The sequence below is a fragment of the Ruegeria sp. F12 genome (assembly GCF_056533885.1).
In genome coordinates this window covers 52,204-73,990 of the sequence record NZ_JBQFOV010000016.1, presented here as the reverse complement: position 1 = coordinate 73,990, position 21,787 = coordinate 52,204, and the positions used below count along the sequence as shown (strand labels likewise).

Sequence of the window (21,787 nt, the reverse complement as noted above, 5' to 3'; positions counted from 1 at the left end):
CAGATCAGTGTGCGTATTTCCCTCGCATTTTAGGTCACAATTTCTGACCTGTATAGGGTTTACCCTCTGTAATCCTGCCAAAATCACAGTTTGAATGTAGAACTTGTTACCTATTTCATATAGGGCTTCCAAAAGATAACGAAAGTTGCGGCGATGGATTGGGACAAGCTTAGGATATTTCACGCGGTGGCCGATGCAGGCAGCCTGACTCATGCGGGCGACAAGCTGAATTTGTCGCAATCCGCCGTCAGCCGCCAAATTCGGGCGCTAGAGGAATCGCTTGATTCGACTCTTTTCCACCGCCACGCACGCGGACTGATCCTGACCGAACAGGGCGAGTTGCTGTTCGACGCCACCTCGGCCATGTCTAAACGTCTGGATGCCGCCGCCGCGCGTATCCGTGACAGTGAAGAAGAAGTGTTCGGCGTTCTGCGCGTCACCACAACGTTCGGCTTCGGCACGCTCTGGCTCGCACCGCGCCTACCGAAGCTTTACGAACAATACCCGGACCTTAACATTGACCTGATGCTAGAGGAGCGGGTTCTGGACTTGCCCATGCGTGAAGCAGACGTCGCCATACGCATGAAAGAGCCCAGCCAGGCTGATCTAGTACGCAAACGCCTGATGACCGTTCAGATGCAGCTTTACGCCACGCAAGAATATCTAGAGGAAAACGGCGCCCCTGAGGAGTTGGAGGAAATCGCGAACCACCGGCTGATCAGCCAGACGCCATCGGCACCGCAAGTTGGGGCAAGTGCCGCCATGGTACGGCACCTGATGACCTATAACCCCAGGTCCCTGTTGTCAGTGAACAACTATTTCGGCGTGCTGCAAGGCGTGCTTCACAACCTTGGCATCGGCGTCTTGCCGGACTACGTAACCCAGGATTTTCCGCATCTGGTACCCCTGCTCACCGATATCGAAACTGCAGATGTCCCCGTTTATCTGGCCTACCCCGAAGAACTGCGCCATTCCAAGCGTGTCGCCGCTTTCCGCGACTTCGTGCAGGACGAAATCATCGCGCAGCGCAAACAGTTGAAGCAGATGGGAAAACTCTAGCTATGCGCCAAGGTCATAGCGGACATGACCTTTGATCAGTCTGAAACATCTTGATCGTTCATAAAGTGATCCCTAAATGAGCACATGAAGGCGATGATGCTGCAACGCTCATCATCTTCATACCTCCCTGTTGGACTATGGCCGAGCTTAGTGCTCGGCCTTTTTTTTGGCTTCCACCCTTGTCGCCCCCGCAAAACTACTGGGAAAAATTCCTCCAACCGCATATGATCCCGAAAAAGCTAAATAATTTGTGTTCGAGGGCTCATTCATGCTTCACCCACTTCGCCTGGCGCTGGCGATGGTCGCTGCGCTTTCTCTGGCGGTTCCCGTTTTTGCGCAGGATACCAGCGCGTCATCGGTCACAATTCCCGAGGATCTGACACCTGAACAGGTCGACAATCTTGTTGCGCGTATGTCTGACGATCAGGTGCGCGCGATTCTTCTGGAGCGGCTGGATGCCGTGGCCGAACAAAAAGCCGCTGAAAAAGCCAATGTCGAAGACCCACTGACCGAAATCAACGAAATCTGGGCCGAGATGGTTTCGTCCTGGACTCATGTTCTTACAACACTTCCCAGGATTGTAACGGCGCAGATCACAGCGTTCGGCAATTTCGCTGATACGTTCGGCACGACCGGGGTTTTCACTCTTTTAGGGCTCGTCTTGTCCGTCCTTCTGGTTGGCTATGTCGCTGAAAAACTGTTTATCTTCCTGACCCGTCATTGGCACGAGGCCACAGAGGTCGCGGACGAGGCCGATCTATGGGGCGCTGCCCGATACCTTTTTCGACGGTTCTGCAGGGAAATCGCGGGGCTAATCGTATTTTATGTGGTCGTCCGTGCATTCGGTCGCGGCGTGTTGACACCCGAGCAGATCATCTATGCCGGACCCTTTGTGTTCTACCTGATCTGGGTGCCGCGTCTTGGGGCCGCTGTCTCGCGCTTTGTTCTGGCACCGCAAAAACCGCAGTTCCGGCTCGTCAACATTGATGATCACTGGGCAAAATACTTGCATCGCAATCTGATTGGCCTGCTCATCTTGATCGGCTTTACCCTGTTCATCCTGCGCTTCAATGGCTTGAATGACATAACATCAGACGATACGCGCATCGGATTCTGGCTGAACGCCGCGATCCACATCTATATCGGCCTGATCGCCTGGACTGCGCGCGAGGGCCTATCCCAGATGATGTTGGGTACAGACCCCGATCACACCAAATTCGACGAAGAAGTTTCGCACTATTACCCCTATTTCGCAATTGGGGTCTCGGTCGCGATCTGGTTGCTGGTCGAATTCCTTGTGGCGCAGCGTGACCCCGCTGTCATGCGTGTTCTGGTCAACGGGGCGCATTTCACCACCATGTTCTGGCTGCTGATCGCGCCCGCACTTGATACATTGATTCGGGGCTTGGTGCGGCATCTTCAACCGCCGATGTCGGGTGAAGGGCCGCTAGCCGAACGGGCGCATCGCTCGGCCAAGCGCAGCTATATTCGCATCGGTCGCGTTATTGCGGGCCTTTTCGTTGTCTTCATGATCGCGAACGCCTGGCATCTGGACCTGCGCGATGTGGCCTCGGCCGGCGTCAGTGCCGAAGTGGGCGGCGCCGTGATCGAGTTCCTGCTGATCATCGCCATTGGCTATATCTTAAACGAGGTCGTCTCTCTTTGGATCAACCGTCGCTTGGCTAAGGAACAGACCGCAGCCGAGGCGCTGGACGAAGAAGCCGGTGGCGAAGGCGGCGGCGCGGGTGGTTCGCGTCTTGCGACTGTCCTGCCGCTGCTGCGCATCACAGCGCAGATCACCATCGCGGTAATCTTCGGCCTGCTTGCCCTTGGGGCGCTGGGCATCAACATCACGCCCTTGCTGGCTGGTGCCGGTGTTCTGGGTCTGGCCATCGGCTTTGGCGCACAGAAACTGGTGGCTGATATCGTCGGCGGTATCTTCTTCCTGATCGACGATGCCTTCCGCGTTGGTGAATATGTCGATGTGGGCGGCACCATGGGTACTGTCGAAAAGATCTCGATCCGCTCCATGCAGTTGCGCCACCACCGCGGACCCGTTCACACGATCCCTTATGGTGAGATACAAAAACTGACCAATTTCAGCCGCGACTGGGTCATCATGAAGCTGAAATTTACCGTGCCGTTTGATACCGATCCCAATAAGGTCAAGAAAATCTTCAAGAAGATCGGGGCCGAGATGATGCAGGACGAGACCCACAAGGACGGCTTCCTGCAACCGTTCAAATCGCAAGGTGTATTCGATTTCGACGATGTCGGCATGATTATCCGGGGCAAATTCATGGCCAAACCCGGCAAACAGTTCACGCTCCGCAAAGAGATTTTCAATCGCGTGAAGGCGGAATTTAATGCCAACGGCATCGATTTTGCGCGCCGAGAAGTTCGAGTTGCCATTCCGGGATTGGAGGAGAACGAGAACCTCACTGAGGAACAAAAAGCAGCCGTCGGTGCCGCCGCCGCCGATGCGGTCAACAAGGGCGAAGCCCCGGCCTGAGCCCACACTTTTTGAACCAATACGTGGGCCCTGCACCTTTGCGGGGCCCGTTTTTCTTCATCCAGACCACCCTGCGGTGACTTGACCCTTCCCACGGGCGCGCCCTTGCCCTAAAAGGCGCGCAATCTCGGCCCCTTTGGACACAGGACATAAGATGCAAGAGCCCGCCATCACCCCGGATCTGATTGCCGCACACGGGCTTAAGCCCGACGAATATGACATGATCCTCGAAATCATCGGGCGCGAGCCGACCTTTACCGAACTGGGTATTTTCTCGGCCATGTGGAACGAGCATTGTTCCTACAAGTCCTCCAAGAAATGGCTACGCACCCTGCCCACCTCTGGTCCGCAGGTGATCTGCGGTCCGGGTGAGAATGCGGGTGTGGTCGATATCGGCGACGGTCAGGCCGTGGTGTTCAAGATGGAGAGCCACAACCACCCCTCGTATATCGAACCCTATCAGGGCGCGGCGACCGGCGTGGGCGGCATCCTGCGTGACGTCTTCACCATGGGCGCGCGGCCCATCGCGTCGATGAATGCGCTGTCCTTTGGCGAACCCGGCCACCACAAAACCCGCCAGCTTGTGAATGGTGTGGTCGAAGGCATCGGCGGGTACGGCAACTGCTTCGGTGTGCCCTGCGTGGGTGGCGAGGTGCGGTTCCACCCGGCCTATAATGGCAACTGCCTTGTGAACGCCTTTGCAGCTGGTCTGGCGGATAGCGACAAGATTTTCTACTCGGCCGCCTCGGGCGTCGGCATGCCTGTCGTCTATCTTGGTGCCAAAACCGGCCGTGATGGCGTTGGTGGTGCAACCATGGCCTCGGCCGAATTTGACGACACAATCGAAGAGAAACGCCCCACCGTTCAGGTCGGTGACCCCTTCACCGAAAAGCGCCTGATGGAGGCGACGCTGGAGCTGATGCAAACCGGTGCTGTGATCTCAATCCAAGACATGGGTGCTGCGGGCCTGACCTGTTCCGCGGTTGAGATGGGCGACAAAGGCGGCCTTGGCGTGCGTCTGGATCTTGAAAACGTCCCCCAGCGCGAAGAGAACATGACCGCGTACGAGATGATGCTGTCGGAATCTCAGGAACGGATGCTGATGGTCCTAAAGCCCGAGCTTGAGGCCAAGGCCCGCGCCGTGTTCGAGAAATGGGATCTGGATTTCGCCATCGTTGGCGAAACCATTGCCGAGGACCGTTTCCTGATCGTCCACAACGGCGAGGTCAAAGCCGATCTGGTTCTGTCGAAACTGTCTTCGACCGCGCCCGAGTACGACCGCCCCTGGGTCGAAACACCTGCGGCTGAAGACCTCGCCGAAGTGCCTCAGATCGACCCGATTGACGGTCTGCGCGCCCTGCTCGCCTCGCCCAACTATGCGGGCAAGCAATGGGTCTATGAACAATACGACACCATGGTCATGGCCGACACCGCCCGCACGCCGGGTCTGGGCGCGGGCATGGTCCGCGTACATGGCACCGACAAGGCGCTGGCCTTCACCAGCGACGTGACCCCGCGCTATGTGCGCGCCAACCCGATTGAGGGCGGCAAACAGGCGGTGGCCGAAGCCTATCGCAACCTGACCTCCGTCGGGGCCACTCCGCTGGCCACCACCGACAACCTGAACTTCGGTAACCCCGAAAAGCCCGAGATCATGGGCCAGTTCGTCGGCGCGATCAAAGGCATTGGCGAGGCTGTCGCCGCACTGGATATGCCGATCGTATCGGGCAACGTCTCGCTGTACAACGAGACCGACGGTCAGGCGATCTTGCCCACCCCGACCATCGGCGCGGTTGGTCTACTGGCCCATACCGACGACATCATCGGCGACGAGGTCCGCGAAGGCCATGTCGCTCTTGTCATCGGCGAAACCAACGGCCATCTGGGGCAATCCGCCCTGCTGGCCGAGGTTTTCAACCGCGAAGATGGCGACGCGCCCCATGTCGATCTGGAGGCCGAAAAGCGCAACGGCGAATTCATCCGCGCCAACCGCGAAATGATCAAAGCCTGTACCGATCTGGGCGACGGCGGCCTTGCGCTGGCGGCGTTCGAACTGGCCGAGGCGGCTGGCGTCGGTGTGCATCTGGACGACGCCCCAACCGAGTTCCTGTTCGGTGAGGATCAGGCGCGCTATCTGATCGCCTGCAACTTTGATCAGGCCGAGGCTCTGATGATCGCCGCCGGTCAGGCCGGAGTGCCGCTGGAGTCGGTCGGCCGCTTTACCGGTGAGACGGTGAAGATCGGAGGCTCTGAGGCTGCGCTGGATGAACTGACCGCCACCTTCCGCAGCAGCTTTGCCGAAGCTGTCGCCTAATATAGCCTAAGTAAACGATACCGAAACCCGCGCTTGAACCGGCGCGGGTTTTGTCATCTCAGGACCACTTGCGCGCCCCGCTTTGGCGCTCTACATCTTGGGAAAGACCTTCAGGAGTAACCTACATGCCGATGAGCGCCCACGAAATCGAACACCTGCTGCGCGAAGCCTTTCCCGATGCGGAAATTCAAGTCGGCGGCAGTGATGGCGTGCATATGTCCGCCATGGTCGTGGACGAGAGCTTTCGCGGCAAAAACCGGGTTCAACAACAGCGCGCGGTCTATGCGGCCTTGAAAGGCAAGATGGACGGCCCAGATGGAGAGTTGCACGCGCTGGCGTTGACGACGAAAGTGCCGGAGTAAAATGGATCTTGGATTTGGCGTTATAGTTGGCATTGCAGCCGTCATAATCTTGACGACTCTGTTGGCGCGAAGCAGATCCAAAAATGACGCTCAATCAAAAAGAGGAACTCTTCCCGGATTAGGATACCGCACGATTTTCACCATCTATGATTCCGGCGGGTCCGGAGGTGGACATTCCACCCAATATCGTGTCCCGAAAGATCCTCAAGACTATGCCAAAGCGATGATGCCGAAGAGCAAAGGAAACGCGAAATGACTGACGTGAAAACCCAGATTGACGAAACCGTCAAAGCCAACGATGTGGTGCTGTATATGAAAGGCACCAAGGAAATGCCGCAATGCGGATTCTCGTCCCGCGTGGCTGGTGTGCTGAACTATATGGGCGTCGACTATGCCGACGTGAACGTTCTAGCTGATGAAGAGGTCCGTCAGGGCATCAAGGATTATTCCGACTGGCCGACCGTGCCGCAGCTTTACGTCAAAGGTGAATTCGTCGGCGGTTGCGACATCATCACCGAGATGACCCTGTCCGGCGAACTGGACACGCTGTTTGACGACAATGGCGTCGGCTACAACAAAGATGCCGCCGACAAGATCCGCGAAGCTAACGCCTGATTAGCGGCTACTACAATCGCTTAGAACAACCTGCTCGCTGGCGGCATCCCCTGCCGCCAGATAGCTGACAGTTGCGTCCCAGCCTTTCGAGCGCAGGACATAGCTGCCACCCGGACCGCTGGAGCGGTATTGGATACCCGACCCGCTGATGGTCTGCTCCAATGCAATCAACCGGTTATCCACCAACATCGCCGCAGCACTTGCACCGTCTGTAGCGTTGAAAAAGATCACCTCCAGCGGCGTGCCGTTCTCGCATGTGAAGGTCACAGGCAGGACGTCTATCTGGGCCGACGCGACGCTGCCCCACATGCCCAGCATGGAAGCTAGCGCAGTAGCAGGGAAAAATTTCATCCCGCTTTCTCTTCCACCACCGACGCCAATGCCTCGGCCCGTGCGGCCAGTTCCGCCAGCGTATCCGTGACCGAGGGCGGCACGACCGCCACTTCGACACGCTCTGGTTCAGGCTGCGGAGCGTTGCGCAGGGTCTGCACCTCGGCCTCGACCTCAGCCAGCTTGCCTTCCAGCATCTTGATACGATCATCCGTAGCGGCGGCCTTATCGGCCAGCATCAGCCCAGCCATCAGCAACATCCGCGATTCCGGCATCCGGCCAATCTGATCCGACAGCACTTGAGCCTCGTCGTCCAACATCTTGGCAGCGGCCTGCAAGAACACCTCTTCCCCCTGCTGGCACGAGACTTCAAAGCCACGACCGCCGATTTGAATGGTTACCTCGGGCATTATTCCACCTCACCTTCCGCCAGTTTCGCGCGCGACAACAACGGCTCTAGCCGGGCCAGAACTGCGTGGGCTTCGGCCGCGTCTGTGGCTTGTGCGGCGCGGGTCGCCTCAAGCTCGGCCACCGTGGCGCGGTTCAACAATTCGGCATCCGGCATTCCGTTTTGCGAGGCAGACCGCAGCTCATCTACCGTTTCGCGCAGCTGTTCATTTGCCTTGCGCATCCGTTGCAGGTCATCATCCAGACGCGACATCGCGGCCCCGTGGCTACTGCGTTCGGCGCGCAGCATCTCCAACTCGGCCGAAAGTTCAGCAACCCGCTCGCTATCAGCTAATTCGGACCGCAGACGCGCGTTTTCTTCTTCCAGAGCCAGAGCCCCGCTGATCGCGGCCTTCAGCTCTTCGTTTTCGGATTTCAGCGCGTCCAGTTCATCCTGATTTTCCAAAGCCGCCTTGGCTTCGGCCAACTCGGCCCGCGCCGCTTCGACAGAAGCCAGTTTCGCGGTCGCCTCTGCTAATTGCTGACGCAATTGAGGCGCCTCAGGGTCTTCGACCGGGGCTGCACGCAAGTTTTCCATGTCGGCGCGCATCGCGTCGACCTCTTGCTCGTGGCGCTGTTTCAGCGATTTCAAACGCTCTTCAAGCTGCGCGTTGGCAACTTTTTCGTCATCCAATGCAGCTTTCAGTACATCGTCTTGTCCGGAGGGATCTGCTGGTTTGGTGCCCAAGGCATCGACGCCAGCCCCAATCCGTTCCATCGCGGCGACAATGCGACGTTGTAGTTCTTCGATCTGACTCATGCCTATGCCACCTGTTTATCAAGGTTCCTTAAAATGTGATTTGTCCGAATCAACATTATCTTCGTCTTGGCCTAGTCTAACCGAATGACGCGGAAAATACCCACTGTTTGCTTTCAATCACTTGGACCGCATTCTTGAACCACTGCGACCGCGTAACCCCCGGTTCTGCTTGCACTTTGAGGGCTGAGTGGTATTCAGCGCGCAATCTGCCCGTAATCCAAAGGAATAACGCCCGTGGACCTGACTGCGCTGCGCAATGCAAACCCCGAACATTGGGACAAAGCTGCGGCCATCCGCACCCTGACCCTGGACGCCGTCGCCGCCGCCAATTCCGGCCATTCTGGCATGCCGATGGGCATGGCCGATGTTGCGACCGTGCTGTTCGAAAAGCACCTGAAATTTGACGCCTCGGCTCCGAACTGGCCCGACCGCGACCGGTTCATCCTGTCGGCCGGCCATGGCTCAATGTTGATCTATTCGCTGCTGTATCTGACCGGCCACGCTGACGTCACGCTGGACGAGATCAAGAACTTCCGCCAGCTGGGCGCAAAAACCGCAGGCCATCCGGAAAACTTCCTGGTCGACGGGATCGAGACTACGACTGGCCCGCTGGGTCAGGGCATCTCGAACGCCGTTGGCTTTGCCATGGCCGAGGAAATCCAGCGCGCGCAATACGGCAAGAAGGTGGTTGATCACTACACTTATGTGATCGCAGGCGACGGTTGCCTGATGGAGGGCGTTAGCCAGGAGGCGATCACCCTGGCCGGACGTCATGAGCTGAGCAAGTTGATTGTCTTCTGGGACAATAACAACATCACCATCGACGGCACCGTGGACATCGCAGACCGCACCGATCAAGTGCGCCGTTTCGCGGCCTCGGGCTGGCATGTGATTGAGATTGACGGCCACGATCCTGAAGCCATCGACGCGGCCATCGTTCAGGCTAAAAAGTCGAACAAACCGACCATGATCGCTTGCGAAAGCCACATCGCATTGGGTCACGCGGCGCAGGATACGTCGAAAGGCCACGGTGCACTGACCGATCAGGAGCAGTTGAAAGCCGCCAAAGAAGGCTATGGCTGGCCGCATGGTGCGTTCGAAATCCCCGCGGATGTGAAATCCGCATGGGAAGCCATCGGGGCACGCGGTGCTGCTGAGCGCGCGGCATGGGAAGACCGTTTCGCACAAATTTCGGAACGCAAACAGGCCGAGTTCAACCGCGCTTACGCGTTTGAAGCGCCCAAGAAACTGGCTGGTGCGATCCGCGCGTTCAAGAAACAAGCGTCGGACGATCAACCGAAACTGGCCACCCGCGCCTCGTCTGAAAAGGTTCTGAACGTCGTCAACCCGATCATGACCGAGTCCGTTGGCGGATCGGCTGACCTGACCGGTTCGAACAACACCAAGTCTGCGGACATGGGCGTGTTCCTGCCGGAAAACCGCAAGGGCCGTTACATCCACTACGGTATCCGCGAACATGGTATGGCCGCTGCGATGAACGGCATGGCGCTACATGGTGGCATCCGCCCGTATGGCGGCACGTTCATGGCCTTCACCGACTATGCGCGTCCGTCGATGCGCCTGGCCGCGTTAATGAAAATCCCTTCGGTTTTCGTGATGACCCACGATTCGATCGGTCTGGGCGAAGACGGCCCGACCCACCAGCCGGTCGAACATCTGGCCATCAGCCGCGCGACACCCAACACATATGTGTTCCGCCCCGCAGACACGGTTGAAACAGCAGAAGCCTGGGAACTGGCGCTTACTTTCAAGGAAAGCCCCTCGGTCCTGTCGCTGACCCGTCAGGGCGTGCCGACCGTGCGCAAGGATCACAAGACCAAGAACCTGACCGCGCAAGGCGCTTATGTTCTGGCCGAGGCCGAAGGCAAACGTCAGGCCATCCTGATTGCCACCGGCTCGGAAGTGTCACTGGCGATGGAAGCCAAAGCGATGCTTGAGGCCGAAGGCATCGGCACCCGCGTCGTCTCCATGCCCTGTATGGAGCTGTTCGCCGAGCAGGACGAAGCCTATCGCAAGCGCGTGCTGCCCGCCGGTGCCGTCCGCGTCGGCATCGAGGCCGCCGTCCGCGCCGGTGGCTGGGATCGCTGGCTGCTGGGCGAGCGTGGCCGTGAAGCCAAGGCTGAGTTCATCGGCATGTCGGGTTTTGGTGCGTCGGCCCCCGCGGGTGAGCTGTATAAGCATTTCGGCATCACTGCCGAAGCCACCGTTGCAAAGGTCAAGGACCTGCTTGGCTAACCCGCAACGCATATCAAATCACAAAAAAGGCGACCACAGTGGTCGCCTTTTTTCCTACCTGTTTCCTGTCACAGGTTGGTGAGTCATTGTGACCCCGCCTGCCCTATCCTCACGACTGAAACGCATTACCTGCGGCAAAACCAACCAGTCACAGGGAAGACCAAATATGAAACTCCACGCCGTCCTCTGCGCCGTTGTCATGGCCACCGCCGCCCCAGCCTTTGCGGCTGAATTTGCCAGCAAGGAAGAGATTCAGAAAACCATGGCGGGCCACACCTATGCCGGAGGTATGCTGTCGGGCGCGTTTACCGAATATTACGCCGCTGATGGCACCATCAAGGGCGAGGGCTACACGGGCAAGTGGGAAGCAACGGATAGTGGCATGTGCTTTCAATACGGCACAGACCCCAAGAATTGCTGGGAATTGAAAATTGACGGGGTCGCCGTAACCTTGTTCAAAGACGGCAAGATCGACGGGTCGGGAGTTGTGGTCGAAGGCAATACCAACGGTTTCTGACACGATGCCGCGCCGCTCATTATGGCGGCGCGGATTGGCCAGATCAGTGCGATTTGAGCAGCTTTGTCGCCACCGGGATCAACGCCAAGCCCCACGCTAATCCGAACACACCGTCCATAGTTGCCTTGGCGATCCACTCAGCCGCGCCTTCATATTGCGCTGAAACCATATGGCCCACCGCATAGGCCCAGTCGTGAATGTGGTGGCCCAGCCAGCCAAAGCCCAAAACCTCGAGCCCGTGGATGATGATCGACCCGCCGACCCACAGCATCGCGGCGGTCCCGACGATAGAAAGCACCTTCATCACAATCGGCATGGCTTTGACCAAACCTCGCCCAGTTCCGCGCCCGATCGGCGTTGGCGCGTTCTGCGCCAGAAACAGGCCCACATCGTCCATTTTCACGATCAACGCAACTGAGCCATAGACCGCAACCGTCACGCCGATCCCGACAACAGCCAGCGTCGCCGCCTGCATCCAGATGTTCGGCGCCTCAATGGCGGCCAGCGCGATGGTCATGATCTCGGCCGACAAGATGAAATCGGTCTTTATTGCACCTTTGACTTTCTGCTCTTCCAGATGGCCTGGATCTCGGATTTTCATATCCTCGTCGATGGCATGGCTGCCATGGGGAAAGAGAACATGGAAAATCTTCTCGGCCCCTTCGAAACATAGATAAGACCCGCCCAGCATCAGCAAAGGCGTGATCAGCCAGGGCGCGAAATTAGCCAGCAACAGCGCAACGGGTAGCAGCAGCACGATCTTGTTGAAAACCGACCCGCGCGCGATGCGCCAGATGATCGGCAACTCGCGCGCCGGGGCAAAGCCTTGCACGTATTTCGGCGTCACGGCTGCATCGTCAATGATTACACCCGCCGTTTTGGCCCCGGCCTTGCCAGCCGCTGCAACAACATCATCAACCGACGATGCCGCAACTTTTGCAATTCCGGCAACATCGTCCAGCAATGCCAAAAGACCGCTCATGCCTTGTTCCTTCTTGTAACCTGCCGCAGGTGGACCCTACCTGATCTTTCAGCTAGCGCAAGCGTTAGCGATACCGGCCAAGGTTTGCGCTAACACGTTAAAAATATGTCACTTTTACTCTTTTGAGAACGCGTTGGGGCCGCTATATCGCGTGCAACGCAAGCGCATTTTGGAGACGTCAGATGACCATCAAGGTCGGCATCAATGGTTTTGGCCGTATTGGCCGCTGCACCCTGTCGCATATCGCGGCATCGGCCCGCAACGACATCGAAGTGATCAAGGTCAACGCAACCGGCCCGCTGGAAACCACGGCGCATCTGCTGAAATATGACAGCGTCCACGGGCGCTTCCCCCGCGACGTCTCAATCGAGGGCAACACCATGGATCTGGGTCGCGGCCCCATGGAGATGTTCTCGACCTACGACATGAACGAGCTGGACTGGGAAGGCTGCGACGTCGTTCTGGAGTGCACCGGCAAGTTCAATGACGGCCTAAAAGCCAAGACGCATCTTGAGCGTGGCGCGCAAAAGGTTCTGCTGTCTGCTCCGGGCAAGAATGTCGATAAAACCATCGTCTATGGCGTGAACCACAACAGCCTGGCTGCTGATAACAAAATGGTCTCAAACGGCTCCTGCACCACAAACTGCCTTGCTCCGCTTGCCAAGGTTCTGGACGAAGGCATCGGGATTGAGCATGGCATCATGACCACGATCCACGCCTATACCGGCGACCAGCCCACGCTGGACCGCCGCCACAGCGACCTGTACCGCGCTCGCGCTGCCGCTATGTCGATGATCCCAACCTCGACAGGTGCTGCCAAGGCGCTGGGTGAGGTTCTGCCGAACCTCAAAGGTCGTCTGGATGGCTCCGCAATCCGGGTTCCGACCCCGAATGTCTCGGCAGTGGACCTGACCTTCCGCGCCGGCCGCGAGGTGACTGTTGACGAGGTCAACGCTATCGTGCGTGAAGCTTCGCAGGGTCATATGCAGCGCGTTCTGGGCTATGAGCCCGCGCCGCTGGTTTCGACCGATTTCAACCACACCGAAGAAAGCTCGATCTTCGCACCGGATCAAACTCGCGTGGTCAGTGACCGGATGGTACGCGTGTTGGCATGGTATGACAATGAATGGGCCTTCTCAGTCCGTATGGCGGATGTCGCCGTTGCGATGGGCCGTCTTAACTAAGACGCCATTGAATTCTTGAACATATTTGCCCGCTCAGGTTATCTGGGCGGGCATTTTCGTTCGGGGCCTCGATGACCAATCAAATAGCTATCTGGCTGGGTTTTTTGATTCTGGGGGCCGCCTGCCTAGACTATGCCCTGTTCGGGCCCGAGCATTTTCTGTTTCTGGGCAAGAAACTCTATGCCTTCCTGGATTGGATCGCCGTCTGGCGTTGACATAGGTTTTGCTTGACTTTTTCGTCATTCTGGCTTTGTTAGCGCTAACTCGAACGCAAGCCGAAAGACGGACGGAGCAGATCATGACACTCAAACTGGCAATCAACGGATTTGGACGCATCGGACGCAACGTGTTGCGTGCTGTTATGGAGACTGGCCGAACCGATGTTGAAATCGTCGCCATAAACGACCTGGCCAAGCCCGAGATGAACGCGCATCTGTTCGAGTTTGACAGTGTCCATGGCCGGTACTCCAAGCCAGTGACGCTGTCTGAAGCCGGAATGGATGTTGGCGCCGGTCCCATACGTTTGACAAGCGAGCTTGACCCGGAAAACCTGAACTGGTCCGATGTGGACGTCGTACTGGAATGCACCGGCGTGTTCCGCACGCGCGAGGCTGCTGCCCGTCATCTGGAAAATGGGTCTAAGAAGGTTCTGATCTCGGCCCCTGCCCGTGGGGATGGTGGCGTGAAAACGATCGTATTCGGCGTCAACGATCACGAGTTGACCGCTCAGGATACCATTGTGTCGAACGCGTCTTGCACCACGAACTGCCTATCACCCGTTGCTGCCGCCCTTGATGCGGGCCTTGGCATTGTTCATGGCAACATGACGACGGTGCATGCCTATACGGCCAGCCAACCGGTGCACGATTCCGCTGGCAAAGACCCCTACCTGTCCCGCGCCGCGGCTCTGTCGATGATTCCGACAACAACCGGAGCGGCCTCTGCTGTGGGTCTTGTACTGCCGCAACTGCAAGGCAAACTGACCGGACAGGCCATTCGAGTGCCGACGCCCAACGTGTCGGTTGTCGATCTGGTCGTCGAAGTCTCACGCTCTACTACCGAGGAAGAGGTCAACGCCCTGTTCGTAGAAGCGGCAGCCAAGATCCCCGGCGTACTTGCGGCGGAACAGCGCCCACTGATCTCGGTCGATTTTAACCACGATTCCCACAGCTCGACCGTGTCCCTGCCCGAGACGAAGGTAACCGACGGCACTCTGGTCCGGGTGCTGGCCTGGTATGATAACGAATGGGGCTTCTCGAACCGGATGCTGGATACAGCAGCGGCTATGGGCGCGTTAACCTAAACGCTCTTTCAACGCCGCATCGACACGGGGCGTGACGAATTTCGACACGTCCCCATCCAGACGGGCAATCTCTTTAACCAGTTTCGAGGCGATCGCCTGATGGCGGGCCTCGGCCATCAGGAAGACCGTCTCAATCGAATTGTCCAGTGCGCGGTTCATCCCGACCATCTGGAATTCATACTCGAAATCCGCCACGGCCCGAAGGCCGCGCACGATGATCTGAGCCCCAACATCGCGGGCACAATCAATCAGCAGGTTTTCAAAGGGATGCGCAACGATTTCCGTGCCAGTCTGCTCGGTCAGATGCGCGCATTCAGCCTCGATCATGGCGACGCGTTCTTCCAAAGTGAACAAAGGTCCCTTGTCGCGGTTGATCGCAACCCCAATCACCAGCTTGTCCACAAGTGCGGATGCGCGACGAATGATATCGATATGACCCAAGGTGATCGGATCAAAAGTTCCGGGATATAATCCAACCCTCATCGCCGCCTCCTGCGCAACAAAATTTCTGCGCAAGCAAACACAACTCTGCCGCAGGTGCAATAGGTTGGCGTGGATATCGAGGCGATTAGTGCCCCATTATCATGGTTTCCAGCGCCTCTTTCTCCATTGCCAGTTCGGACAATTGCGCTTTGACCACATCCCCAAGTGTAACGATGCCGATCAATTTACCATCTTCGACAATAGGCATGTGACGGAACCGTCCTTCGGTCATGCGGCTCAGGACATCTTGGACCGAATCCTGACGCGTCGCCGTTACCAGATCGCTGGTCATGTAGGCGCTGACCGGTTTGCTGAGGCATCCGCTGCCGCTGGCCGCAAGTTCACGGACGATATCGCGTTCCGACAGAATGCCTGCTGCGGATTTCCCGCCATCCTCAGACACCACAACCGTACCGATCCGCTTTTCTGCCAGAATTTTCGACGCATCGGACACGGTCACGTCCGGGGCAACCGTCATGACCCCTTCGGTGGCCTTGGATTTCAGAATGGCCTGAACAAGCATAGGCGAAACCTCCGAAATAACTTGCTGTTTTCCAAAGCGTTGCCGGAATGTTTGAATGTGTCAAGATGAAGCTGCCGCTTCCAGCCGCGCCACTTCGTCACGAATTCCAGCGGTCAGCGCAGTTGCAAACCGGTTCAGGCGCTCGTTTCGCTGATCCCCTTGATGTCGGACCAGATGAAAACTCCGGGTCAGACTGACATGATCCGTCAGGATTTTCCGCAGATTTGGATGGAATGGCAGCGTGAAATCGTGGGCCACACAAACCCCAGAGCCCAAGGCAACCTGGCGCAACTGGACCGATACGGAATTCGATGCAAGTGCGACACGGTCAACCCCAAGATCGACCAGGTAATCGAGTTCGCGGTCGAAGATCATGTCCGGGATATAACCGATCATTCGATGCCCTTTCAGTGCTTCGGGCGTTGGGATCGCGGGCCGCGCGGAAAGGTATTTGTCACTGGCTACCAGATGCAATCGGTAGTCGGTGATTTTCTGAACCAGCACCCGGCCTGCCGTCGGCGCGCTGACGGTTACAGCCATATCCGCCTCGCGTCGGGACAGGTTGATGACACGGGGCAAGGCGAGGATCTGGATATCCAGATCGGGATTGGCATCGCATATTTGCGCGCAAACCTGTGGCAGCAGATAGTTGGCGCAACCATCGGGGGCCCCGATCCTGATCTGTCCACTTAGCGTTTTGGACGACCCCGCCATAGCCCCGGCTGCAGCGCGCATCGCCTCTTCCGCTTTTAACCCGTGATCCATCAGGCGTTCTCCGGCTGAGGTCAGAACATAGCCTTGCTGAGATTTGGTGAACAAAGGCGCGTTCAGCGAAGCCTCAAGCCGAGCAATCCGTCTGCCCACTGTCGCGGGGTCGATCTTAAGTTGCCGACCCGCGGCGGACAGGCTTTCTTCGCGCGCAACCGCCAGAAACACCCGCATATCATCCCAATTCGGTGTCACCGCATACTCTTTGCATTTTTGCAAAACATATTTGAGACATTGCCTCTGTTCACGCGATTTTTGCAAGCCTATTGTGCGCGCAAAGATAACGGAGGAATTCGCAATGTCCGAACTGTCCCATTTCATCAACGGCGAGAACGTGTCCGGCACGTCTGGTCGCTTTGACGACGTCTTCAACCCGGCTACGGGTGAAGTTCAGTACAAATGCCCGATGGCCAGCGTGGCCGAGACCACGGCTGCCATCGAAAGCGCCGCCGCTGCGCAACCCGCGTGGGGAGCCACTAACCCGCAGAAACGCGCGCGGGTGATGATGGCCATGGTTGGCCTGATGAACCGCGACATGGACAAGCTGGCCGAGGCGCTCAGCCGCGAGCACGGTAAGACCATCCCTGACGCCAAAGGCGACCTTCAGCGTGGTTTGGAAGTGATCGAATATTGCATCGGCGCACCACAGATGCTGAAGGGCGAATACACCGACAGTGCAGGCCCCGGCATCGACATGTATTCCATGCGCCAGCCGCTGGGCGTTGTGGCCTCGATCATGCCGTTCAATTTCCCCGCCATGATGCCGCTGTGGCACGTGGGCCCGGCACTGGCCTGCGGCAATGCCGTGGTTCTGAAACCGTCCGAACGTGACCCCTCGGTCCCGCTAATGCTGGCGGAATTGTTCGTCGAAGCCGGTCTGCCCAAAGGCGTGTTCCAGGTGGTCAATGGCGATAAAGAGGCCGTGGATACCCTGCTGGACAGCGAGATCATTCAGGGCGTCTCTTTCGTGGGTTCGACCCCGATTGCGCAGTACATCTATTCCCGCGCCACGGCGAATGGCAAACGTGCACAGTGCTTTGGCGGCGCCAAGAACCATATGATCGTCATGCCCGACGCGGATATGGATCAGGCCGCAGACGCGCTGGTCGGTGCCGGGTTTGGTGCGGCTGGCGAACGCTGCATGGCGGTTTCGGTCGCCGTTCCTGTGGGTGAGGAAACCGCCGATGCGCTGATCGAAAAGCTGGTGCCGCGCATCGAAAAGCTGAAGGTCGGCCCCTATACCGCAGGCGATGACGTGGACATGGGCCCCGTCGTCACCGGAGCTGCGAAAGAGCGTATCCTTGGCCTGATCAACTCGGGCATCGAACAAGGCGCAGAACTGGTCGTCGACAACCGCGACTTCAGCCTACAGGGCTATGAGGACGGCTTCTTTGTCGGCCCACACCTGTTCGACCGCGTGACCCCGGATATGGACATCTACAAGCAAGAGATCTTTGGTCCGGTCCTGTCGACTGTCCGCGCGGGATCTTATGAAGAAGCGCTGAAACTGGCGATGGACCATGAATATGGCAACGGCACCGCGATCTTCACCCGTGACGGTGACACCGCGCGTGACTTCGCCAGCCGTGTGAACATCGGTATGGTCGGCGTTAACGTTCCGATCCCGGTTCCGCTGGCCTATCACACCTTTGGCGGTTGGAAGAAATCCATGTTTGGCGATCTGAACCAGCACGGCCCGGACAGTTTCAAATTCTACACCCGGACAAAAACGGTCACGGCGCGCTGGCCATCTGGCATCAAAGAAGGCGGCGAATTTAACTTCAAAGCCATGGACTAAATGGCACGTAGTTTTTGAATCGGCCCCTTCGGGGGCCGGTTTTTTTCGGCAACGGTCTGCCGAATTCAGGCCGAAGCGCCGATTTCACGATAAATTCAGGCCAAGATGTCTGGAAATGTGCATCGATCGCCAATATTTTATCGACAAAATACAGACCGAGCAGTTCCTGAACCGGAGGCCAAATTGTCCAATTCCCGCTTGACCCGTCGCTCTGCCTTGTTGGGGGCAGCGTCCCTGTTGGCCACCCCTGCCCTTGTGCGCGCCCAAAGCTCTGACGCATTCCCGCAGAACGAAGACGCGATCAGCACGCAGCTTCCGGTGCGCCGTAACGTTTCGTCCTTCTCGCAGCAGAACTGGCAGGACCATTTTGATGAGCTGGGTGTGGGTGCCCTGTTGGCCGACATCACCAGCCGCGCGGTGCATTACTGGGGTCCAGACGGGACCTACAAACTGTATCCCAGCTCAGTCCCCATGAGCGAAGAGCTGACAAAACGCGGCTATACCGAGGTTGTACGCAAACGCGAAAACCCAAGCTGGACACCGACCGCGTCGATGCGCGAGCGTGATCCTGATCTGCCGATCCGCATGGAAGGCGGTGAGCCGGGCAATCCGCTGGGCACGCGGGCTATGTATCTTGGCTGGCCTGCCTATCTGGTCCACGGTACCCATGATACCCGAAAGATTGGACGTCAAAGCTCGTCCGGCTGTATCGGGCTCTACAATCAGCATGTCGAGGAGCTCTATCCCCTCGTCCAGGTCGGAACCCAAGTTCGACTGGTTTGAAACACAAAACCCCGGCCGCAAGGACCGGGGTTTTTTCATGACTTTACAGCGCGTTATTCCGGCAGGATGACTGCGTCGACAACGTGGATCACACCGTTGCTGGTTTCAATGTCAGCCTGAATGACTTCGGCGTCGTTGACTTTAACCCCGCGCTTGGCGTTGACGCTCAGTCGATCACCTTGGACCGTCAGAACCTTTGCACGCTTACCAGCAATGTCACCGGACATAACCTTTGCCGGGACCACGTGATAGGTAAGAATTTCGACCAGTTGATCCTTATTCTCGGGCAGCAGAAGCGTTTCTACTGTGCCTTCGGGCAAGGCGGCAAATGCCTCATCTGTGGGGGCGAATACGGTGAACGGGCCGTCACCTTTCAACGTGTCGACCAGTCCGGCAGCCTGAACAGCGGCAACAAGCGTTTCGAACGACCCGGCCGAAACGGCGGTGTCCACGATGTCGGCGGCTTGCGCCTTGACCGGCAGTGTCAGGGCAAGTGCGGCTGCGGCACCCATCAGTGTTTGGCGGAACATGGCTGTATCTCCTCTCCAGCGTGTTATGAAAAGGGGTACGGGGCCTCAGCCACAGCGGATCACTTTGAGTTCAATTTTCTTTGATCTGCACCCAGATACTTTGCGCACGACCATCGCCCAGGAACGGCAAAGCCTCGACCGCATCGGGGCGATCCTGTTGCAGGTAATACCCCGGCCAAAGCATTGAAAACGCGCCAGATTGCAGCAAAGCATGCAGCATGTACTGCTCGCCCCAACCGGGGCAGTCATAGAAGAATCGCTTGGGATATTCGTAGGGCAAAAAAGCATCGTGCACATGGATGACGACACCAGGTTTCAATGCCGGAATGATGCGACAGAACAGGTGTGCGACGTCATTGCTCATGCGTACAACGTGGCTGGAATCGATGAACAGGATGTCACCCGCCTCCAACTGATCGAACAGCGCGGGGTCGACCTCTTCCAGCCGTTTCTGTTCGAAATGATCCACCACATGGGCGATGTCTGCACGCGGATAGGGGTCAATCGCGGTGATCTGCGTCCTGAGCCCGCCGTCGATGATCGCTTGCCGGGTCACGCGCGTTGAGTTGCCGCAGCCGACCTCAATCACCCTTCGAGGTTTGAACCGACGGATCATCAGGTACAAGGCATCGGCATCGGGGCTATCATAATAGCCATTGCCAATCCGATAGCCGGTTTGACTGCGCGCCGGGTCCTTCATCGCGGCCAGCGCATCGGCATGTTCGCCATATTCGGCCGCTAGCGGCGCGATATCGAACTCCTTCATCCCCGGCGACAAGGCATAGGCGGGTCGAGTCAAGCCTCCTGCCCTCTCAAACGCTTCAAGGCGGGCGCGTTCGTCATTTTCGGGGGCTTTGTCGATAAGTTTAACCCCAAGTTCCTCAAGGGCGTCGTTGATTTTTCGGAATTTCCTGGGTTTCACGCGAACGCTCCGGGGTTTGGACTGTTGACTGAAGGGTTCTTATCGCCGGCGCCGGGGGCTTCGCAAGCCAAACACTTGGCAAGACGATCATTTCCGTATTCACTGTTTGGAATAACCGACGAGGGCGACCATGCAGCAAGAATACACGCTGGGTATCGAGGAAGAGTATCTTCTGGTCAACCGCGACACATGCGAACTTGCCGAAGCGCCCGAGGCGTTGATGGAAGCTTGCCAGACCGACTTCCAAGGCCAGGTCAGCCCGGAATTCCTGCAATGTCAGATCGAGGTCGGCACCCGCCCCCATGCCACTATCGCCGCCGCACGAGAGGACCTGAAACGCCTACGGTCCTGCGTGGCCAAACGCGCGGCAGACTACAACCTCGCACCAATTGCGGTGTCGTGCCATCCGTTTGCCGACTGGAAGAAGCAGCACCACACGCGCAAGGAACGCTATGACGCGCTGCAACATGCCTTGGGCGGCGTGGCGAGGCGAATGCTGATCTGTGGGATGCATGTCCATATCGGGGTTCAAGACCCTGCCCTGCGTGCTGATCTGATGCCGCAACTGGCCTACTTCCTGCCTCATCTGCTGGCCTTGTCCACCTCATCCCCCTATTGGAACGGTGAGGATACGGGGCTGTCCTCGTACCGTTTGACGGTCTTTGACAACCTTCCACGCACCGGGTTGCCCCCAGCCTTGGCCAGTTGGGACGAATATGAGCGCACCACCGGCATTCTGGTAGAGCTTGGCGTGATCGAGGATACGTCGAAAATCTGGTGGGACCTTAGGCCGTCGCACCGCTTCCCCACGCTTGAGACGCGGATCATGGATGTGCAACCGAGGCTTGAACACGCGCTGTCTCTTGCGGCGATGGTACAGGCCCTGACCCGAATGCTGTGCCGCCTGAAAGCGCGAAACCTGCGTTGGCGCAACTATGACCAGTTCCTGATCGGAGAAAACCGTTGGCGCGCACAGCGCTATGGCGTCGGCGAGGGCATGATCGACTTTGGCGACCGCTCGATCAAGCCCATGCCCGAACTGATGGGCGAACTGATGGGACTACTGGCCGAAGACACCGAGGCACTTGGTACAATGACCGAACTGGCGCGGTTGCAACAAATCGCGCAGAACGGAACATCGGCCACACGTCAGCGACGCGTTTATGCCGAGGCATCCGCCCGTGGCGAAGATCCGGGAAAAGCGGTTGTCCAACACCTGATCGAGGAATTTCACCACGACCTTTAATCCCCAATAGACAGATGCTGGGAATTGCTGGCCGTGAAAAATTTCTGTAAGGATTGGGAAATAAACACTCGTTCAATTCATCCGTCGGCGTGG

The 21,787-nt window shown here is 57.8% G+C and carries 22 protein-coding genes; 13 read left to right on the top strand and 9 right to left on the bottom strand.

Features of this window, described 5'->3' with window-relative positions; genetic code table 11:
* The first annotated feature begins 153 nt into the window (after nt 1–153).
* From ACR0CA_RS18170 to grxD, 5 genes are all read left to right on the top strand, one after another.
* A complete protein-coding gene (locus ACR0CA_RS18170; protein WP_170786651.1) occupies nt 154–1,059 on the top strand; it encodes a LysR family transcriptional regulator in 906 nt (301 codons plus the stop codon).
* 268 nt (nt 1,060–1,327) lie between these two features.
* Complete coding sequence (locus tag ACR0CA_RS18165) at nt 1,328–3,571, top strand: mechanosensitive ion channel family protein (protein WP_480900536.1); 2,244 nt, start codon at nt 1,328–1,330, stop codon at nt 3,569–3,571.
* A gap of 154 nt (nt 3,572–3,725) precedes the next feature.
* A complete protein-coding gene (gene purL, locus ACR0CA_RS18160) occupies nt 3,726–5,885 on the top strand; it encodes a phosphoribosylformylglycinamidine synthase subunit PurL (protein WP_480900534.1) in 2,160 nt (719 codons plus the stop codon).
* Nucleotides 5,886–6,010: 125 nt separating this feature from the next.
* Nucleotides 6,011–6,247 carry a BolA/IbaG family iron-sulfur metabolism protein gene (locus tag ACR0CA_RS18155; protein WP_170354080.1) on the top strand — a complete coding sequence of 79 codons (237 nt, stop codon included), beginning with the start codon at nt 6,011–6,013 and terminating at the stop codon, nt 6,245–6,247.
* Nucleotides 6,248–6,499: 252 nt separating this feature from the next.
* Nucleotides 6,500–6,862: a Grx4 family monothiol glutaredoxin gene (grxD, locus tag ACR0CA_RS18150; protein WP_170769656.1), complete on the top strand. Its 363-nt coding sequence runs from the start codon at nt 6,500–6,502 to the stop codon at nt 6,860–6,862.
* Here grxD and ACR0CA_RS18145 read toward each other — a convergent pair whose 3' ends face one another.
* Genes ACR0CA_RS18145 through ACR0CA_RS18135 form a run of 3 tightly spaced genes read right to left on the bottom strand, consistent with a single transcriptional unit; the run spans nt 6,863 to nt 8,399 of the window.
* A complete protein-coding gene (locus tag ACR0CA_RS18145; protein ID WP_170769655.1) occupies nt 6,863–7,213 on the bottom strand; it encodes an MliC family protein in 351 nt (116 codons plus the stop codon).
* On the bottom strand, nt 7,210–7,602 hold the full coding sequence (locus ACR0CA_RS18140) for a cell division protein ZapA (protein WP_170786647.1): 393 nt from the start codon (nt 7,600–7,602) through the stop codon (nt 7,210–7,212). Before ACR0CA_RS18140 ends, ACR0CA_RS18145 begins: the two co-directional genes overlap by 4 nt.
* Nucleotides 7,602–8,399 (bottom strand): hypothetical protein, encoded by a 798-nt coding sequence (locus tag ACR0CA_RS18135; protein WP_480900531.1) that lies wholly within the window; start codon nt 8,397–8,399, stop codon nt 7,602–7,604. Before ACR0CA_RS18135 ends, ACR0CA_RS18140 begins: the two co-directional genes overlap by 1 nt.
* Nucleotides 8,400–8,633: 234 nt before the next feature.
* On the opposite strand from ACR0CA_RS18135, the gene tkt reads away from it, so the two are divergent.
* Nucleotides 8,634–10,655, top strand: coding sequence for a transketolase (tkt, locus tag ACR0CA_RS18130; protein WP_480900530.1), 2,022 nt, complete (start codon nt 8,634–8,636; stop codon nt 10,653–10,655).
* Nucleotides 10,656–10,821: 166 nt separating this feature from the next.
* Nucleotides 10,822–11,172, top strand: a complete 351-nt coding sequence (locus tag ACR0CA_RS18125; RefSeq protein WP_170769651.1) for a hypothetical protein — start codon at nt 10,822–10,824, stop codon at nt 11,170–11,172.
* Nucleotides 11,173–11,215: 43 nt separating this feature from the next.
* Here ACR0CA_RS18125 and ACR0CA_RS18120 read toward each other — a convergent pair whose 3' ends face one another.
* Entirely contained in the window at nt 11,216–12,154 is a 939-nt protein-coding gene (locus ACR0CA_RS18120) for a DUF808 domain-containing protein (RefSeq protein WP_480873687.1), read from the bottom strand.
* Nucleotides 12,155–12,336: 182 nt separating this feature from the next.
* Here ACR0CA_RS18120 and gap (ACR0CA_RS18115) point away from each other — a divergent pair, with 182 nt between their 5' ends.
* The 3 genes from gap (ACR0CA_RS18115) to gap (ACR0CA_RS18105) all read left to right on the top strand — a co-directional run bounded on the left by gap (ACR0CA_RS18115) (nt 12,337) and on the right by gap (ACR0CA_RS18105) (nt 14,641).
* On the top strand, nt 12,337–13,338 hold the full coding sequence (gene gap / locus ACR0CA_RS18115; protein ID WP_480900527.1) for a type I glyceraldehyde-3-phosphate dehydrogenase: 1,002 nt from the start codon (nt 12,337–12,339) through the stop codon (nt 13,336–13,338).
* A gap of 71 nt (nt 13,339–13,409) precedes the next feature.
* Entirely contained in the window at nt 13,410–13,553 is a 144-nt protein-coding gene (locus ACR0CA_RS18110) for a hypothetical protein (protein WP_170791063.1), read from the top strand.
* Nucleotides 13,554–13,636: 83 nt separating this feature from the next.
* On the top strand, nt 13,637–14,641 hold the full coding sequence (gap, locus tag ACR0CA_RS18105; RefSeq protein WP_480900525.1) for a type I glyceraldehyde-3-phosphate dehydrogenase: 1,005 nt from the start codon (nt 13,637–13,639) through the stop codon (nt 14,639–14,641).
* Here gap (ACR0CA_RS18105) and coaD read toward each other — a convergent pair.
* The 3 genes from coaD to ACR0CA_RS18090 all read right to left on the bottom strand — a co-directional run bounded on the left by coaD (nt 14,633) and on the right by ACR0CA_RS18090 (nt 16,610).
* Complete coding sequence (gene coaD / locus ACR0CA_RS18100; protein ID WP_170769646.1) at nt 14,633–15,124, bottom strand: pantetheine-phosphate adenylyltransferase; 492 nt, start codon at nt 15,122–15,124, stop codon at nt 14,633–14,635. The two genes, gap (ACR0CA_RS18105) and coaD, sit on opposite strands and share 9 nt — an antisense overlap.
* 85 nt (nt 15,125–15,209) lie before the next feature.
* Nucleotides 15,210–15,647 (bottom strand): CBS domain-containing protein, encoded by a 438-nt coding sequence (locus tag ACR0CA_RS18095; RefSeq protein ID WP_170786633.1) that lies wholly within the window; start codon nt 15,645–15,647, stop codon nt 15,210–15,212.
* A gap of 60 nt (nt 15,648–15,707) precedes the next feature.
* Nucleotides 15,708–16,610 (bottom strand): LysR family transcriptional regulator, encoded by a 903-nt coding sequence (locus tag ACR0CA_RS18090; RefSeq protein ID WP_480900522.1) that lies wholly within the window; start codon nt 16,608–16,610, stop codon nt 15,708–15,710.
* A gap of 103 nt (nt 16,611–16,713) precedes the next feature.
* On the opposite strand from ACR0CA_RS18090, the gene ACR0CA_RS18085 reads away from it, so the two are divergent.
* Nucleotides 16,714–18,213 carry a CoA-acylating methylmalonate-semialdehyde dehydrogenase gene (locus ACR0CA_RS18085; protein WP_480504383.1) on the top strand — a complete coding sequence of 500 codons (1,500 nt, stop codon included), beginning with the start codon at nt 16,714–16,716 and terminating at the stop codon, nt 18,211–18,213.
* Nucleotides 18,214–18,396: 183 nt separating this feature from the next.
* Nucleotides 18,397–18,996 (top strand): L,D-transpeptidase, encoded by a 600-nt coding sequence (locus ACR0CA_RS18080; RefSeq protein ID WP_170769642.1) that lies wholly within the window; start codon nt 18,397–18,399, stop codon nt 18,994–18,996.
* A gap of 53 nt (nt 18,997–19,049) precedes the next feature.
* Here the strand turns inward: ACR0CA_RS18080 and ACR0CA_RS18075 are convergent, their stop codons facing one another.
* Together ACR0CA_RS18075 and ACR0CA_RS18070 are read right to left on the bottom strand one after the other, a co-directional pair.
* Nucleotides 19,050–19,526: a fasciclin domain-containing protein gene (locus tag ACR0CA_RS18075; RefSeq protein ID WP_170786627.1), complete on the bottom strand. Its 477-nt coding sequence runs from the start codon at nt 19,524–19,526 to the stop codon at nt 19,050–19,052.
* Between the two features lie 70 nt (nt 19,527–19,596).
* Nucleotides 19,597–20,448, bottom strand: coding sequence for a class I SAM-dependent methyltransferase (locus ACR0CA_RS18070; protein WP_480900519.1), 852 nt, complete (start codon nt 20,446–20,448; stop codon nt 19,597–19,599).
* Between the two features lie 130 nt (nt 20,449–20,578).
* On the opposite strand from ACR0CA_RS18070, the gene ACR0CA_RS18065 reads away from it, so the two are divergent.
* The gene (locus ACR0CA_RS18065; RefSeq protein ID WP_480552069.1) at nt 20,579–21,694 is read left to right on the top strand and encodes a carboxylate-amine ligase; all 1,116 of its coding nucleotides are present in this window, start codon (nt 20,579–20,581) and stop codon (nt 21,692–21,694) included.
* Nucleotides 21,695–21,787 lie beyond the last annotated feature (93 nt).